Consider the following 14,508-nt stretch of genomic DNA (forward strand, 5'->3'; position numbering starts at 1 on the left):
CAGGCTGGCCCCATGACGTACACCGGAGAAGTCGAGGTCGGCGGCAGCGCCGACGTGCAGGACGCTGGCGACCTGCAGATCACCAAGCTCGCCGTCGGCGAGATGAACAACAACGCCTACCTGCTGCGGTGCCAGCTGACCGGCGAGCAGGTGCTGGTCGACGCCGCCAACGAGGCCGACCGCCTGCTCGAGCTGGTCGGCGACGGCGGCCTGGCGCGGGTCGTCACGACGCACCGCCACGGCGACCACTGGCAGGCCCTGCAGGCCGTCGTCGAGAAGACGGGTGCCGAGACCGTGGCCGGGGAGCGCGACGCCGACGAGCTGCCCGTCCCGGTCGACGTCCGCGTGCAGACCGGCGCCCGCGTGCGGGTGGGCTCGTGCGAGCTCGAGGTCGTCGAGCTGGTGGGACACACCCCCGGCTCGATCGCCCTCGCGTACGACGACCCCGACGGCATCGTCCACCTGTTCACCGGCGACTCCCTGTTCCCGGGCGGCGTCGGCAAGACCTGGTCGCCCGACGACTTCGCGACGCTCATCGACGAGGTCGAGACCAAGATCTTCGGCGCCTACCCCGACGACACCCGCGTCTACCCGGGCCACGGGCACGACACCACACTCGGGGTCGAGCGTCCCCACCTGGCGGAGTGGCGCGAGCGCGGCTGGTAGACGCCCCGCGCCAGGATGTCGGCACTTGTTGCTGTTTTTTCAGCCCGAGAAGGTCGACAAGTGCCGACATGTTGGGTGGTCACTGACGGGGCTTGAGCTTGCTGGCGGGCAGCCACGCGATCTGCGAGGCGTCGCTGTGCCGTTGGGTGCGGCTGGGGACGACGTAGACGACCTGCGCCTCGTAGCCGTCGGACGTGCGACGCCAGCCCAGGACGAGGCCGGGGTACTCCTGGGCGACCTGCGTCGTCAGGTTCGAGAGGTTGACCCACACGTGGTACACCGGCGGGGGCTGCGGCACCTGCACGGCGTACGGATCGGCCGCCGCCAGCGGACGTCCGTCGATCGAGCCGTTCGGGTTCACCCCTGAAGGATACGACCGTTCGAACAGGTGTTCTAGTCGCCCCGGTCGACGTCCGGCTTCGTGCTCGCAAACGGCACGAGCGGCACCGCCGAGCAGGCCGAGCACCGCGTCACGAATCCCTTCGCGTCGACGGGCTTGGCCGGCACCGCCGACGGGAGCGGATCGCGCCACGGCTCCTGCGCGATGACGACCTCGGGCACGGGCAGCGGCGAGGTCGAGCGCGGGTACGGCATCGCCTCGACGACCCGCGGCCCGCCCGAGCCGCCCGTGGTCAGCACCTGCACGCTCGCACCGACCACGGCACCCAGCGACACGGCGAGAACGGCGGCGAGGATCAGGCGCTTCATGGTGACATCATGCCCGCAACGGCCTTCGGATTCGAGTAGCGGATCGCGGGCCAGCCCCTACCGTTGGAGGATGAAGCTCCTCGCCGCCGCGGCCCTCCTGCTGACGCTCGCGGCGTGCAGCAGCGGTTCGGACGCCCCCGAGGCGCCGGCGAGATCCACGCTCTCGGCCTCCGAGGCGATGCAGGCGACGTGCCGCGAGGTCCGTGCTGGCATCGACGAGTTCAACCGCGAGGACTACCAGGGCACGGTCCAGCACTTCGAGAGGGCCAAGGTGCCCGCGAAGGTCTACGCCAAGGTCAACGAGGAGCCCGAGGCCGACGCCCTGCTCGACGCCGTCGAGTACTACGCCAACCTCTCCCCCGCCGACTACCCGGAAGCCGCACGCAGCTCGGAGAACTTCGCCCGCAACAAGGTCATCACCCTCGAGCAGTGCGCCTCCGACGACCCGATCGACGCGACCCCTGGCACGCCGGTCTAGGACGGCTCGCGCGTCAGCGAGACGTAGACCGCGTTGACGGCGACGGCCTGCTCGAGCTCGGTCGAGACGCCCGCGAAGAACTGCGAGCGGTAGGTCTCGTCGGTCACGGCGTAGACCGTGAAGTAGAGCCCCGCGAAGGCCGACAGGAACACCGACACCTGCCACAGCTCGTTGGTGATGGGGACGTGCTGCCCGAGCCGTGACGGCAGCGCCGTGACGGCGTCCTGCTGCGTCCAGGCGATGATCGTCGAGTCGGGGATCGTCAGCGAGCCGAAGACGAGGAAGAAGGCGAACAGGCCGAGCGACAGCAGCAGCACCTGGATGGCCTGGTTGAACAGCAGCACCAGCACGAGGTTGACGCGCGCGAACCTCGGCAGATCGGCCGGCTCGGCCGACACCAGGCGCGCGGCGTCCTCGGCCGGCGTCCCTGCACAGCACTCGACCACCCGCGGCCCGACGACCTCGCGCTCGACCTCCCGCACCTCCTCGGGCAGCCGGACGAGCAGGAACACCGCCGCGATCACGGCGAAGAAGCCGACCGCGAGCCACAGGACGTGCCGCGGCATCAGCGCCGCGACCTGCCAGACCTCGGCGTTGATGAACAAGAACGTGACGGCCAGCAGCAGCAGCGGCAGGGCACGGGTCAGCAGGGGGAACATCAGTCCCAGCGAGCTGAACGTGCGCCGCACCGCCCACCGCAGCATCGTGCCCATCTGCAGCAGGCGGCCGGCGAACAGACCGAGCAGCACGAAGAACGTCAGCACCCCGACGGCCGTGCCGAGCGAGCCGCGGTCGGACCACGCCGCTCCCACGGCGAAGCCCGCTGCCACCGAGACGCCGATGATCAGGACGATCACGGCCACGATGCGCTTGCTCGACAGCCAGCCCTCGACCGTGTCGGCGCGGTCACCCGTGAAGTACGGCAGCCCGTGGTCGTCGAACCACGCCTCGATCTGCTCGGCGGTCGAGGCGTCGGCGGCAGTCACGGTCAGAACGTGACGGGAAGCTCGTCGACGCCGTAGACGAACGACAGCTGGCGGAAGGTCAGCTCTTCCTGCGGCGTGGCCAGTGCCAGGTCGGGGAACCGCTGGAACAGCTTGGGCAGCGCGATCCGCAGCTCCATGCGGGCCAGCTCGGCGCCGATGCACCGGTGGATGCCGTGACCGAAGGCGAGGTGACCGGACGACGGCACGCGCGTGGGGTCGAACTCGTCAGGACGTTCGCCCGCCGACTTGGGATCGCGGTTGGCGCCGTTGAGCGAGGCGAGGATGACGTCGCCGGCCTTGACCTTCTGGCCGAACAGCTCCATGTCGTGCTTGGCGAACCGCGGGAAGGCCACCTGGACGACCGAGAGGTAGCGCAGCAGCTCTTCGACGACGCGGTCGACGTCCTCGGGAGATCCGTTGCGGACGAGCTCGGCGTAGGCCGGGTCGCGCAGCAGGACGATCGTGCCGAGCGCGATCATGCCGGCCGTCGTCTCGAAGCCACCCGTGAAGATGCCGTCGGCCAGCCCCGCGAGGTCGAAGTCGCTGATCGTGTCACCCTCGTCGCGGATGATCTGGCCCAGCAGCCCCGGCCCCGGCTCCTTGCGCTGGCGCGCGACGGCCTCGAACAGGAACTTGCGCTGGTCGGAGACGGCGCCGAAGGCCGCGGCGCCGCCGTTGGTCGCGTCGAAGCGGTCGCTGCCCAGCTTGGCGAAGGCCTGGCTGTCGGCGTAGTCGAGACCCAGCAGCGCGCAGATGGTCTGGAACGGGACGGGGAAGGCGACCGCGGTGCACAGGTCGGCGCCGGGACCCTCGGCCTCGAGGACGTCGAGCTGGGCATCGACGAAATCGCTGATCATCGGCTCGAGGCGCGCGAGGCGGCGCATCGTGAACTCGGGCGTGACGATCTTGCGCAGGCGGGTGTGCAGCGGCGGGTCGGTGAAGCCCAGGCCGCCGATGTCGTCGGCCGTCGCGGGCCCGTCGCCGTGGAACAGGTGCCGGATGTCGTTGCTGTAGCTGTCGCGATCGGTCAGGATCGTGCGCGCCTCGTCGTAGCCCGTGACGAGATAGGCCGTGAACGTGAACGGCAGCTCGAGCTTGCGCATCGGCTGCGTCGCTCGCCACTCGGCGATCTGCGGCGGCGGATCCATGACGTCGCGCTGCAACGGGATCTTGGTCTGCTCCGGGATGAAGGACAGCGCGCTGAGGTCGATGCCGTTCTTCTGGATGCGCTTGACCAGCATACGTCCGACCCAGCGGCGCACTCTTCCTCTGACGTCGACCACGTGAAGAAACTACACGTCACGCTTGCAGGTTCGCGCCAGCCGGTAGAGGGTGTCACGAAAGCGATGTCCACCGGCACGCACTTTCGATGGGGGTTCCATGAGTACGGACACTGCTACTACCGGCCAACCGACCGAGCTGAAGCGGGTGATGGGGCCCAAGCTCCTCCTGCTGTTCATCGTCGGCGACATCCTCGGCGCCGGCATCTACGCCGTCACGGGGCAGATGGCCGGCCAGGTCGGCGGCATCGTCTGGCTGCCGTTCCTGCTCGCCTTCATCGTCGCGACGATGACCGCGCTGTCGTACCTCGAGCTCGTCACCAAGTACCCCCAGGCCGCGGGGGCGGCGCTCTACGCTCACAAGGCCTTCGGCGTGCACTTCATCACGTTCTTGGTGGCATTCGCCGTGGTGTGCTCCGGCATCACCAGCGCGTCCACCTCGGCCAAGACCCTCGCCGACAACTTCTCCGGCGGTCTCGAGATCAACGGCTGGATCGACAGCTCGCTGACGCCGGGGGCCATCACGGCCATCGCCATGGGCTTCATGATCCTGCTGGCGCTCATCAACCTGCGGGGCGTCGGCGAGAGCGTCAAGTTCAACGTCGTGCTGACCCTGGTCGAGGTCGCCGCCCTCACGATCGTCATCGGCGTCGGCTTCTACGTCATCGGACGCGGAGACGCCGACATGTCCGAGCTCGTCAGGTTCAGCGACTACGGCGACCGTGGCATGTTCCTGGCCGTCACGGCCGCCACCTCGATCGCCTTCTTCGCCATGGTCGGCTTCGAGGACGCCGTCAACATGGTCGAGGAGATCGAGGAGCCCGAGCGCATCTTCCCGCGCACGATGCTGACCGGTCTCGGCATCGCGGTCATCATGTACATGCTGGTGGCCGTGTCGGTCGTCAGCGTGCTGACCGCGCCCGAGCTCAAGACGATCGCCGACTCCGAGGGACGGGCACTGCTCGAGGTCGTCTCCAAGGGCGCGCCGGACTTCCCGATCGACAAGGTCTTCCCGTTCCTGGCGGTCTTCGCTGTCGCCAACACCGCGCTGATCAACATGCTGATGGCCAGCCGCCTGCTCTACGGCATGTCACGGCAGCGGGTGCTCCCCAAGCAGCTGGCAGCCGTGCTGCCAGGCCGCCGCACCCCATGGGCCGCGATCCTGTTCTCGACGCTCATGGCCCTGGGCCTGATCTTCTACGTGACGCGCGATCCCGACAGCAACGTCGTCGCCAACCTGTCGAACGTCACGTCGCTGCTGCTGCTGTGCGTCTTCGCGATCGTCAACATCGCCTGCGCCGTCCTGCGCCGCCGTCGCGACCCGGACGCCAAGAAGTCGTTCACGTCGCCCGGTCCCCTGCCGGTCGTGGCCGCCGTGCTGTGCCTGTTCCTGGCCGGTCCGTGGGTCGACCGCGACGCCGCGGTCTACGAGATCGCCGGTGTGCTGATGCTGATCGGCGTCGCGCTGTGGGCCATCACCTTGTTCGTCAACAAGATCACCGGCACCGACACCGGCGATCTCGAGGAGCTGACGGACGAGGTCGAGGTCGAGTAGTCGCCCTCACCACGCACGTCCGAGACGACGAACGGCCGGCCCCTCGGGGCCGGCCGTTCGTTCGTGCTGCAGGGATCAGTCGTTGTCGTCCGAGGAGACGCCCGACTCGACCTTGGGGGTGCCGTCGGGGTTGAGACCGGCCTTCTCGCGCCGGCTCGAGACCGTGAGGCTGACGATCGCCGTGATGCTGAGGATGCCGACGATGACGCCGAGGCTCAGCAGCGTCGGGATCTCGTACACCTTCACGTGCTCACCGCCGTTGATGAACGGCAGCTCGTTCTCGTGCAGCGCGTGCAGGATCAGCTTGACGCCGATGAACGCGAGCAGGATGGCCAGGCCCTGCGACAGGTAGATGAGCTTCTTGAGCAGGCCACCCAGCAGGAAGTACAGCTGGCGCAGACCCATCAGGGCGAAGACGTTGGCCGTGAAGACCAGGTACGGCTCCTTGGTGAGGCCGTAGATCGCGGGGATCGAGTCGAGCGCGAACAGCAGGTCGGTCGTGCCGAGCGCGATGATCACCAGGAACATCGGCGTGATGGCGCGCTTGCCGTTCTCGTGGACGAAGAGCTTGAGGCCGTCCCACTGCTCCGAGACCGTGAAGCGCTTGCGCGCCATGCGGACGACCGCGTTCTCGCCGTCGTCGTCGTGATCGGTGTCCTTGACCAGGTTGTAGCCCGTGTAGAGCAGGAAGGCGCCGAAGATGTAGAAGATCCACGAGACCTGCTCGATCGCGACCGCACCCAGGGCGATGAAGACGCCGCGGAAGATCAGCGCGATGACGATGCCGACCAGCAGGGCCTCCTGCTGGTACTTACGCGGCACCTTGAAGCTGGCCATGATGATGATGAAGATGAACAGGTTGTCGATCGACAGGCTGTACTCGGTCAGCCACCCGGCGAAGAACTGCAGACCGAAGTCGCCGTCCTTGATCGTCGAGTCGTTGTGGTACAGCGTCACCCAGATGCCGAAGGCGATCGCCAGGCCGACGTAGATGCTCAGGTAGGTCGCGCACTCCTTCATCGAGGGCTCGTGCGGACGTCGCGCGACGATCAGGATGTCGAAGAGCAGCACCGCGAGCGTCACGCCGATCGTGATCGCCCATTCGGTGGTGGATACGTTCAAGGGATTCCTCCGGTCTCTGACAGGCCGGAGGTCTCTTCCGCCGCAGATGCGCGGCCCGCAACACCGGGTGACTGCAGGGAGTCACCGTGATGACGGCGTTGCGATCGGGGAATACTCCCCTCCGTCGCACATTCTTGCAGGCTGACAGCAGATATGCCTCATCGAAGCGGTCGTGCGGCACCGATTGTGAGCGCTGTCTCGGCCTCGCGCCGTCCGGCCGACCCGACGGCATCCCAGATGCACCTCGAAAGCGTCGGGGCGAACCTGGGAATCGGCGAGGCGAGAAGGCCGCCGCCGCCCGCAGGACCTGCTACGTCACGCGCCGGCCTCGAGCATGCTGCGGAGCTCTTTCTTGAGGTCGCCGATCTCGTCGCGGAGGCGGGCCGCGACCTCGAACTGCAGCTCGGCCGCCGCCGCGCGCATCTGCTCGCTCAGCTGCTCGATGAGGTCGGCGAGCTCGCCCGACGGCAGGTTGGCCAGATCGGCGGTGTGCTGACCGAGCGGCACGGGGGCGCCCTTGCGCCGCTTGTCGCCGGTCGCGGCGAGCAACGAGGCCGTGTCGGCGTCCTCGCGGGCCAGCATGTCGGTGATGTCGCCGATCTTGCGGCGCAGCGGCGTCGGGTCGATGCCGTTGGCCGTGTTGTAGGCGACCTGCTTGGCGCGACGGCGGTTGGTCTCGTCGATCGCGTAGGCCATCGAGTCGGTGATGCGGTCGGCGTACATGATGACCTGACCCGAGACGTTGCGCGCCGCACGACCGATGGTCTGGATCAGCGAGCGCTCGGAGCGCAGGAAGCCCTCCTTGTCGGCGTCGAGGATCGCGACCAGGCTGACCTCGGGCAGGTCGAGCCCCTCACGCAGCAGGTTGATGCCGACCAGCACGTCGTACTCGCCCATGCGCAGCTCGCGCAGCAGCTCGACGCGGCGCAGCGTGTCGACCTCGGAGTGCAGGTATCGCGTGCGGATGCCGGCCTCGAGCAGGTAGTCGGTGAGGTCCTCGGACATCTTCTTGGTCAGCGTGGTGACCAGCACGCGCTCGTTCTTGTCGGTGCGCGTGCGGATCTGCGTGATGAGGTCGTCGATCTGGCCCTTGGTGGGCTTGACGACCACCTCGGGGTCGATCAGGCCGGTCGGACGGATGATCTGCTCGACGACGTCGCCCTGCACCTTGTCCATCTCGTAGTTGCCCGGCGTGGCCGACAGGTAGACCGTCTGGCCGATGCGCTCGAGGAACTCGGGCCACTTGAGCGGACGGTTGTCCATCGCGCTCGGCAGGCGGAAGCCGTGCTCGACCAGCGACCGCTTGCGTGACATGTCGCCCTCGTACATCGCGCCGATCTGCGGGATCGTGACGTGCGACTCGTCGACGACCAGCACGAAGTCGTCGGGAAAGTAGTCGAGCAGGCAGTGGCCCGGCGTGCCCGGACCACGCTGGTCCATGTGGCGCGAGTAGTTCTCGATGCCGGCGCACGTGCCGACCTGCTCCATCATCTCGATGTCGTACGTCGTGCGCATGCGCAGGCGCTGCGCCTCGAGCAGCTTGTTCTCGCCCTCGAGCTCGGCCAGGCGCTCCTCGAGCTCGACCTTGATCGTCTCGATGGCCTTGCGCATCGTGGCCGGGCCGGCGGCGTAGTGCGTGGCGGAGCCGACGAAGAGCTCCTGGTCGTCGCTGAGCACCTCGCCGGTGAGCGGGTGCAGCGTCATGAGCCGCTCGATCTCGTCGCCGAAGAACTCGACCCGCACCGCGTGCTCCTGGTACACCGGGAAGATCTCGACGGTGTCGCCCTTGACCCGGAAGGTGCCACGGGTAGTGGCGACGTCGTTGCGCACGTACTGGGCCTCGACGAGCGTGCGCAGCAGCTGGTCGCGCGGCATCTCCTCGCCGACCTTGAAGCCGATCATGCGCTCGAGGTACTCCTGCGCCGAGCCGAGGCCGTAGATGCACGAGACCGTCGCCACGACGATGACGTCGCGCCGGGTGAGCAGCGACCAGGTGGCCGAGTGCCGCAGCCGCTCGACCTCTTCGTTGATCGAGGAGTCCTTCTCGATGTAGGTGTCGCTCTGCGCGATGTAGGCCTCGGGCTGGTAGTAGTCGTAGTACGACACGAAGTACTCGACGGCGTTGTTGGGCAGCAGCTCGCGCAGCTCGTTGGCGAACTGGGCCGCGAGCAGCTTGTTGGGCATCATGACGAGCATCGGACGCTGCAGACGCTCGGCCAGCCAGGCCGTCGTCGCGGTCTTTCCGGTGCCGGTGGCACCCAGCAGGACGTTGTCGACGGCACCGGCCTTGATGCGCTTCTCGAGCTCGGCGATGGCCGTCGGCTGGTCGCCTGCCGGGACGTACTCGGACACGACCTCGATGGGGGCGACCTGGCGCTTTAGCTCTGAAACGGACCTCATGCTCCGAGCCTACGACCAGCCACCGACAGTGCACCCTAAACTGGCCCGCATGGCCGTCTCAGAACGCCGCGCAGAGCGCAAGAGGAGGATTCTCGAGGCGACCCGGACCCTGTTCGACGAGCGTGGCGTGAGGGACGCCCAGATCGAGGACATCGCCCGGGCCGTCGGGATCAACCGCGCCATCATCTACCGGCACTTCTCCGGCAAGGAGGAGCTCTTCGCCGAGACGCTCGTCGGCTACCTCCACGAGCTCGACCGCACGTTGGCCGCCGCCGACGACCCGACCGCCGACCCCGAGCGCCGGCTGCAGGACATCACCGGGACGTTCCTCGACTTCGGCGCGCGCCTGCCGGCGTTCGTCGACTGCGCCCAGGCGCTGCTGCGCCGCCGCGGCGAGGAGCTCATGGAGGAGGTCAGCCAGCGCGTCATGATCGACCTCGGCCTGGCGATGACCAGCTGCCTGCACCACGTCGTCGAGATCCTCGACGCCGGCGTCGCCACGCAGCAGTTCAGCGTCCGCGACCCCAACCTGCTGGCCAACATCTTCTACACGCAGGCCTTGGGCGTGCTCAACCTCGCGACCCTCCAGCTCTCGGTGCGCGAGGAGAACCCGGGGCTCCCGGCCGTCGACTCCGTCCCGTTCGACGAGGTCAAGCAGCTCATCGCGACGGCTGCCGTGGCGATGGCCCGCGGCACCAGCGGCTGACCGTGCCCACCGTCCTGGTCACCGGCGCGGCGCGCGCCAACAGCATCGCCGCCGGCATCGTGCCCCGTCTCGAGGCCGACGGCTGGGACGTCGCGACGTCCGACCTCACCGGCACCGCCCACGACTGCGACCTCTCGACGCCCGAGGCCCCCGCCGAGCTGGTCGCTGCCGTGGCGAGACGCCACGGGCGCATCGACGCCCTCGTGCTCAGCCATGCGCACGGCGTCGAGTCGGGCGTCCTCGACACCACGGCCGAGAGCTTCGACCGGCACATGGCGGTCAACGCCCGCGCCGCGCTGCTGCTCGTGGCCGCCTTCGCCCGGCAGGCCACCGAGGGCGGTGCCGTCGTCGCGCTCACCAGCGATCACGCCACGGGCAACCTGCCCTACGGTGCGTCCAAGGGTGCGCTCGATCGCATCGTCATCTCGGCCGCCCGTGAGCTCGGACCGCAGGGCATCTCGGCCAACGTGCTCAACCCCGGCCCCGTCGACACGGGCTGGATGGACGACGACACCCGTGAGGGCCTGCTGCCGTACCACCCCCTGGGCCGGCTCGGCGAGCCGCGCGACATCGCCGACGTCGTCGCGTTCCTGGTCTCGCCGGCCGGCCGCTGGATCTCGGGCCAGCTGCTCAACGCCGATGGCGGGTTCAGCGCCAGGTACTAGCGACGCCGCTACCGCTGGGCGAAGGCGTCGACGCCGGTGCGCTCGGCCGACAGCGTCCAGAGCCGCGCTGCCTGCTCGGGGTCGGTCGCATGCGGCGCCACGCCGCGTCGTGGACCGTCCGGGACGTTCGGCTCGGCGATGTCGCAGTCCTCGAGGTAGACACCGCCCATACCGTCGAGCTGCGGCGAGGTCGCGGCCCACACCTGGGTCGCGGCGCCCTGCTCGGGTGTCTTGAACAGCGACGGATCCTTCAGCGAGCCGTCGGGGTTGACCCAGCCCATCGCGACCTGCTCCTCGAGCGGGAGGTGACGCTGCAACGGCGTCAGGATGCCGCCGGGGTGCAGCGAGAAGGCGCGGACCCCCGACTCGCGACCCAGCGCGTCGAGGTGGACGGCGAACAGCGCATTGGCCGTCTTGGCCTGACCGTAGGCGTCCCACTTGTCGTAGCCGCCGGCGAAGTCGATGTCGTCCCAGCGGATGCCCGAGCGGAGGTGGCCCGTCGAGGACACCGAGACGACCCGTGCACCGCCGGGCTCGATGGCCGGCCAGAGCCGGTTGATCAGCGCGAAGTGGCCCAGGTGGTTGGTGGCGAACTGGGCCTCCCAGCCGGAACCGACGCGGGTCTCGGGCGTCGCCATGATGCCCGCGCTGTCGATCACGACGTCGAGCGTCCGACCGGTGGCCAGCAGTCGCTCGGCGAAGGCCGCGACGCTGTCGAGATCACCGAGGTCCAGCTCGTCGACCTCGGTGCCGTCGATCCCCTGCAGCGCCTCCCGGGCACTGCCGGGTCGGCGGGCCGGGACGATGACGTGGGCTCCTGCACCGGCCAGCGCGCGGGTCGTCTCGATGCCGATGCCGGAGTACCCACCGGTGACGAGGGCGGTCGTGCCGGTCAGGTCGATGCCGTCGAGCACCTCGGCGGCGGTGGTGGAGGCCCCGAACCCGGAGCCGATGGGCTGCTGCGAAGAAGTCATGCCTTGACGCTAGGCCCTGGACCGCACTCCACCGCAAGCCCGATCTGTGACGCCCACGGCCGCATCTGTTCACAGTGCGGCCGTGGGCGTCACAGATCGCGGTCGCTCAGGCCTCGAGGATGGCGACGACGCCCTGGCCGCCGGCGGCACAGATCGAGATCAGGCCGCGGCCCGAACCCTTCTCGTGCAGCAGCTTGGCGAGGTTGGCGACGATGCGTCCGCCCGTTGCGGCGAACGGGTGTGCCGCCGCCAGCGACGAGCCCTTGACGTTGAGCTTGGCGCGGTCGATCGAGCCTAGCGGCACGTCGAGGCCGAGCTTCTCCTGGCAGAACGTCGGATCCTCCCAGGCCGCGAGCGTCGTCAGCACCTGGCCGGCGAACGCCTCGTGGATCTCGTAGAAGTCGAAGTCCTGCAGCGTCAGGCCCTGCCGCGCGAGCATGCGCGGCACGGCGTAGACCGGTGCCATCAGCAGGCCCTCGGCGCCGGACACGTAGTCGACCGCAGCCGTCTCGTAGTCGACGAAGTAGGCCTCGGGCGTCCAGCCGTGCTTCTTCGCCTCGTCCTCGGACGCGAGCAGCACGACGGACGCACCGTCGGACAGCGGCGTCGAGTTGGCAGCCGTCATGGTGGCCTCGTCGCCGAACGACCTGCCGAACACGGGCTTGAGCTTGGCGAGCTTCTCGAGGCTCGAGTCGGGACGCAGGTTGTTGTCCTTGGCGACGCCTTGGAACGGGGTGACCAGGTCGTCCTGCCAGCCCTCGTCGTACGACGCCGCGAGGTTGCGGTGCGAGGCCACGGTGAGCTCGTCCTGCGCCTCGCGGGTGATGCCCCACTGCTTGGTCGTGATGGCCTGGCTGTCGCCCATCGACAGGCCCGTGCGCGGCTCGGCGTTGCGCGGCTGGTCGGGGGCGAGGAAGGCCGGACGGATCTTGGCCAGCGCCTTGACGCGTCCCTTGTTGTCCTTGGCGCGGTTGGCCTCGAGCAGGATCTTGCGCAGCTTGTCGCCGATCGCGAGCGGCGCGTCGGACGTGGTGTCGGAGCCGCCCGCGATGCCGACGTCGATCTTGCCGAGCGCGATCTTGTTGGCCACCAGGATCGCGGCCTGGATGCCGGTGTCGCAGGCCTGCTGGACGTCGAAGGCGGGGGTGTCGGGCGACAGCTTGGAGCCCAGGACCGTCTCGCGGGCCAGGTTGAAGTCGCGGCTGTGCTTGAGGACGGCACCGGCGGCGAACTCACCGACCCGCTCGCCCTCGAGGCCGAAGCGGTCGACGAGACCGTCGAGGGCGGCCGTCAGCATCTCCTGGTTGGAGACCTGGGTGTAGACGGTGTTGGAGCGCGCGAAGGGGATGCGGTTGCCGCCGATGACGGCGACGCGGCGCACCTCCTGCGGCGGTGTCGTCGCGGCGGACGTCTTGGGCGCGGGGGCCTTCGCGGCCGGTGCCTTCTTCGCGGGGGTCGTGTCCGCCATGGCGGTCTCCTCGATCGTCGTGAACAGTGGGGGGTGGAACGTGATGAGCGCCGCAGCCGCAGGTGGTGGACCGGCGTCACGGCATGACGTTACAGTTTCAGCATCATTCCAGATACCGATGGTATCCGAGAGATAGGACACACCCCAGTCATGACAGATCGCTACCAGTCGCTCGCGCACAACCCGATCGGCAAGTTCATCGTCACGAACCTGGGTCTGCCCAACCCGCCCGTCCTCGAGCGGTGGACCGAGGGCTCGCCCCTCGTCAAGGGCACCGTCCTCATCGGCGCTGCGCCGCACAGCACCGTCGGGCCGCGCCTCAACGCCACGCTCAAGTCCAGTGGCATCGAGGTCGTGGGCGTCCGGGCCGACGGCAAGAAGTACAAGGCCCTGGTCTTCGACGCCACCGGCATCTCCGACACCGCGGGCCTCGCCGACATGCAGCAGTTCTTCACACCCGCCCTGCGCAGCCTGGCCTCGTCGGGCCGCCTCGTCGTGATCGGCGCGTTGCCCGAGCAGGCCTCCACCGAGACCGCCGCCATCGCGCAGCGCGCCCTCGAGGGATTCGTCCGCTCGGCCGGCAAGGAGATCGGTGGCAACGGCAGCACCGCCAACCTGGTCTACGTCGGCGAGGGCAGCGAGGACGCCCTGGGCTCGACGCTGGGCTTCCTCCTCTCCCCCAAGTCGGCCTTCGTCTCCGGCCAGGTCATCCGCCTGGGCCTCACCGAGCTCGTCTCCCCCGACCCGGTCGCCGACCCCGCCAAGCCGCTGGCCGGCAAGGTCGCCCTCGTCACGGGCGCCTCGCGCGGCCTCGGCGCTGCGATGGCCCGCACCCTCCACCGCGACGGCGCGGCGATCGTCGGCCTCGACGTCCCCGCCCTCAAGGACGAGCTCGACGCCGTCATGGCCGAGCTCGGCGGCACGTCGATCGCCGAGGACATCACGGCCGCCGAGGCGCCGCAGGTCATCGCGCAGGCCCTCAAGGACGCTCACGGCGGGGTCGACATCGTCGTCCACAACGCCGGCATCACCCGCGACAAGCGGCTCAAGAACATGAAGACCGAGAACTGGAACCTGGTCATCGACATCAGCGTCGGTGCACCCCAGCGCATCACCGCCGAGCTGCTGCAGCAGAAGCTGCTGCGCAAGGGCGGCCGTGTCATCGGCATCTCCTCGATCGCCGGCATCGCGGGCAACAACGGACAGACGAGCTACGGCACCGCCAAGGCCGGCGTGATCGGGTTCGTCGGCGACCTGTCGAAGCGCGTCGCCAAGGACGGCATCACGGTCAACGCGATCGCGCCCGGCTTCATCGAGACCGACATGGTCAAGACCATGCCCCTGGGCATCCGCGAGGCCGGACGCCGACTCAGCTCGCTGTCGCAGGGTGGTCAGCCGATCGACGTCGCCGAGGCCATCGCCTGGTACGCCCACCCGGGCTCGTCGGCGATCTCCGGCAACGTGGTCCGCGTGTGCGGCCAGGCCCTGATCGGCGCCTGA

14 protein-coding genes are annotated in these 14,508 nt (G+C 68.9%); 6 read left to right on the forward strand and 8 right to left on the reverse strand.

Features of this window, described 5'->3' with window-relative positions:
* Positions 1-12 precede the first annotated feature (12 nt).
* Entirely contained in the window at positions 13-666 is a 654-nt protein-coding gene (locus tag DX116_RS14070; protein ID WP_119704871.1) for an MBL fold metallo-hydrolase, read from the forward strand.
* 79 nt (positions 667-745) lie between these two features.
* Here DX116_RS14070 and DX116_RS14075 read toward each other — a convergent pair whose 3' ends face one another.
* Together DX116_RS14075 and DX116_RS14080 are read right to left on the reverse strand one after the other, a co-directional pair.
* The gene (locus DX116_RS14075; protein WP_119704872.1) at positions 746-1,027 is read right to left on the reverse strand and encodes a hypothetical protein; all 282 of its coding nucleotides are present in this window, start codon (positions 1,025-1,027) and stop codon (positions 746-748) included.
* 32 nt (positions 1,028-1,059) lie between these two features.
* Positions 1,060-1,374, reverse strand: coding sequence for a hypothetical protein (locus DX116_RS14080; protein ID WP_119704873.1), 315 nt, complete (start codon positions 1,372-1,374; stop codon positions 1,060-1,062).
* Positions 1,375-1,444: 70 nt separating this feature from the next.
* Between DX116_RS14080 and DX116_RS14085 the strand changes: the two genes are divergently transcribed.
* Entirely contained in the window at positions 1,445-1,852 is a 408-nt protein-coding gene (locus DX116_RS14085; protein ID WP_119704874.1) for a hypothetical protein, read from the forward strand.
* Here the strand turns inward: DX116_RS14085 and DX116_RS14090 are convergent.
* Together DX116_RS14090 and DX116_RS14095 are read right to left on the reverse strand one after the other, a co-directional pair.
* Entirely contained in the window at positions 1,849-2,838 is a 990-nt protein-coding gene (locus DX116_RS14090) for a hypothetical protein (protein WP_119704875.1), read from the reverse strand. The genes DX116_RS14085 and DX116_RS14090 overlap by 4 nt on opposite strands.
* 2 nt (positions 2,839-2,840) lie before the next feature.
* Positions 2,841-4,121, reverse strand: a complete 1,281-nt coding sequence (locus DX116_RS14095) for a cytochrome P450 (RefSeq protein WP_119704876.1) — start codon at positions 4,119-4,121, stop codon at positions 2,841-2,843.
* Between the two features lie 97 nt (positions 4,122-4,218).
* Here DX116_RS14095 and DX116_RS14100 point away from each other — a divergent pair, with 97 nt between their 5' ends.
* A complete protein-coding gene (locus DX116_RS14100; protein WP_119704877.1) occupies positions 4,219-5,673 on the forward strand; it encodes an APC family permease in 1,455 nt (484 codons plus the stop codon).
* Positions 5,674-5,748: 75 nt separating this feature from the next.
* Here the strand turns inward: DX116_RS14100 and DX116_RS14105 are convergent, their stop codons facing one another.
* Both DX116_RS14105 and uvrB read right to left on the reverse strand, forming a co-directional pair.
* A complete protein-coding gene (locus DX116_RS14105) occupies positions 5,749-6,795 on the reverse strand; it encodes a TerC family protein (protein WP_119704878.1) in 1,047 nt (348 codons plus the stop codon).
* A 315-nt stretch (positions 6,796-7,110) separates the two neighbouring features.
* Positions 7,111-9,195, reverse strand: coding sequence for an excinuclease ABC subunit UvrB (gene uvrB, locus DX116_RS14110; protein ID WP_119704879.1), 2,085 nt, complete (start codon positions 9,193-9,195; stop codon positions 7,111-7,113).
* Between the two features lie 49 nt (positions 9,196-9,244).
* Between uvrB and DX116_RS14115 the strand changes: the two genes are divergently transcribed.
* Together DX116_RS14115 and DX116_RS14120 are read left to right on the forward strand one after the other, a co-directional pair.
* Positions 9,245-9,901 (forward strand): TetR/AcrR family transcriptional regulator, encoded by a 657-nt coding sequence (locus DX116_RS14115; RefSeq protein ID WP_119704880.1) that lies wholly within the window; start codon positions 9,245-9,247, stop codon positions 9,899-9,901.
* Between the two features lie 2 nt (positions 9,902-9,903).
* The gene (locus tag DX116_RS14120; protein WP_119704881.1) at positions 9,904-10,566 is read left to right on the forward strand and encodes an SDR family NAD(P)-dependent oxidoreductase; all 663 of its coding nucleotides are present in this window, start codon (positions 9,904-9,906) and stop codon (positions 10,564-10,566) included.
* Between the two features lie 8 nt (positions 10,567-10,574).
* On the opposite strand, the gene DX116_RS14125 is transcribed toward DX116_RS14120, so the two are convergent.
* The gene (locus DX116_RS14125) at positions 10,575-11,540 is read right to left on the reverse strand and encodes an SDR family NAD(P)-dependent oxidoreductase (RefSeq protein ID WP_119704882.1); all 966 of its coding nucleotides are present in this window, start codon (positions 11,538-11,540) and stop codon (positions 10,575-10,577) included.
* 106 nt (positions 11,541-11,646) lie between these two features.
* Entirely contained in the window at positions 11,647-13,008 is a 1,362-nt protein-coding gene (locus DX116_RS14130; RefSeq protein WP_119704883.1) for an acetyl-CoA C-acetyltransferase, read from the reverse strand.
* Positions 13,009-13,158: 150 nt separating this feature from the next.
* Between DX116_RS14130 and DX116_RS14135 the strand changes: the two genes are divergently transcribed.
* Entirely contained in the window at positions 13,159-14,508 is a 1,350-nt protein-coding gene (locus DX116_RS14135; RefSeq protein ID WP_119704884.1) for a 3-oxoacyl-ACP reductase, read from the forward strand.

The organism is Aeromicrobium endophyticum (assembly GCF_003586285.1).
GTDB classification, from domain to species: Bacteria; Actinomycetota; Actinomycetes; order Propionibacteriales; family Nocardioidaceae; genus Aeromicrobium; species Aeromicrobium endophyticum.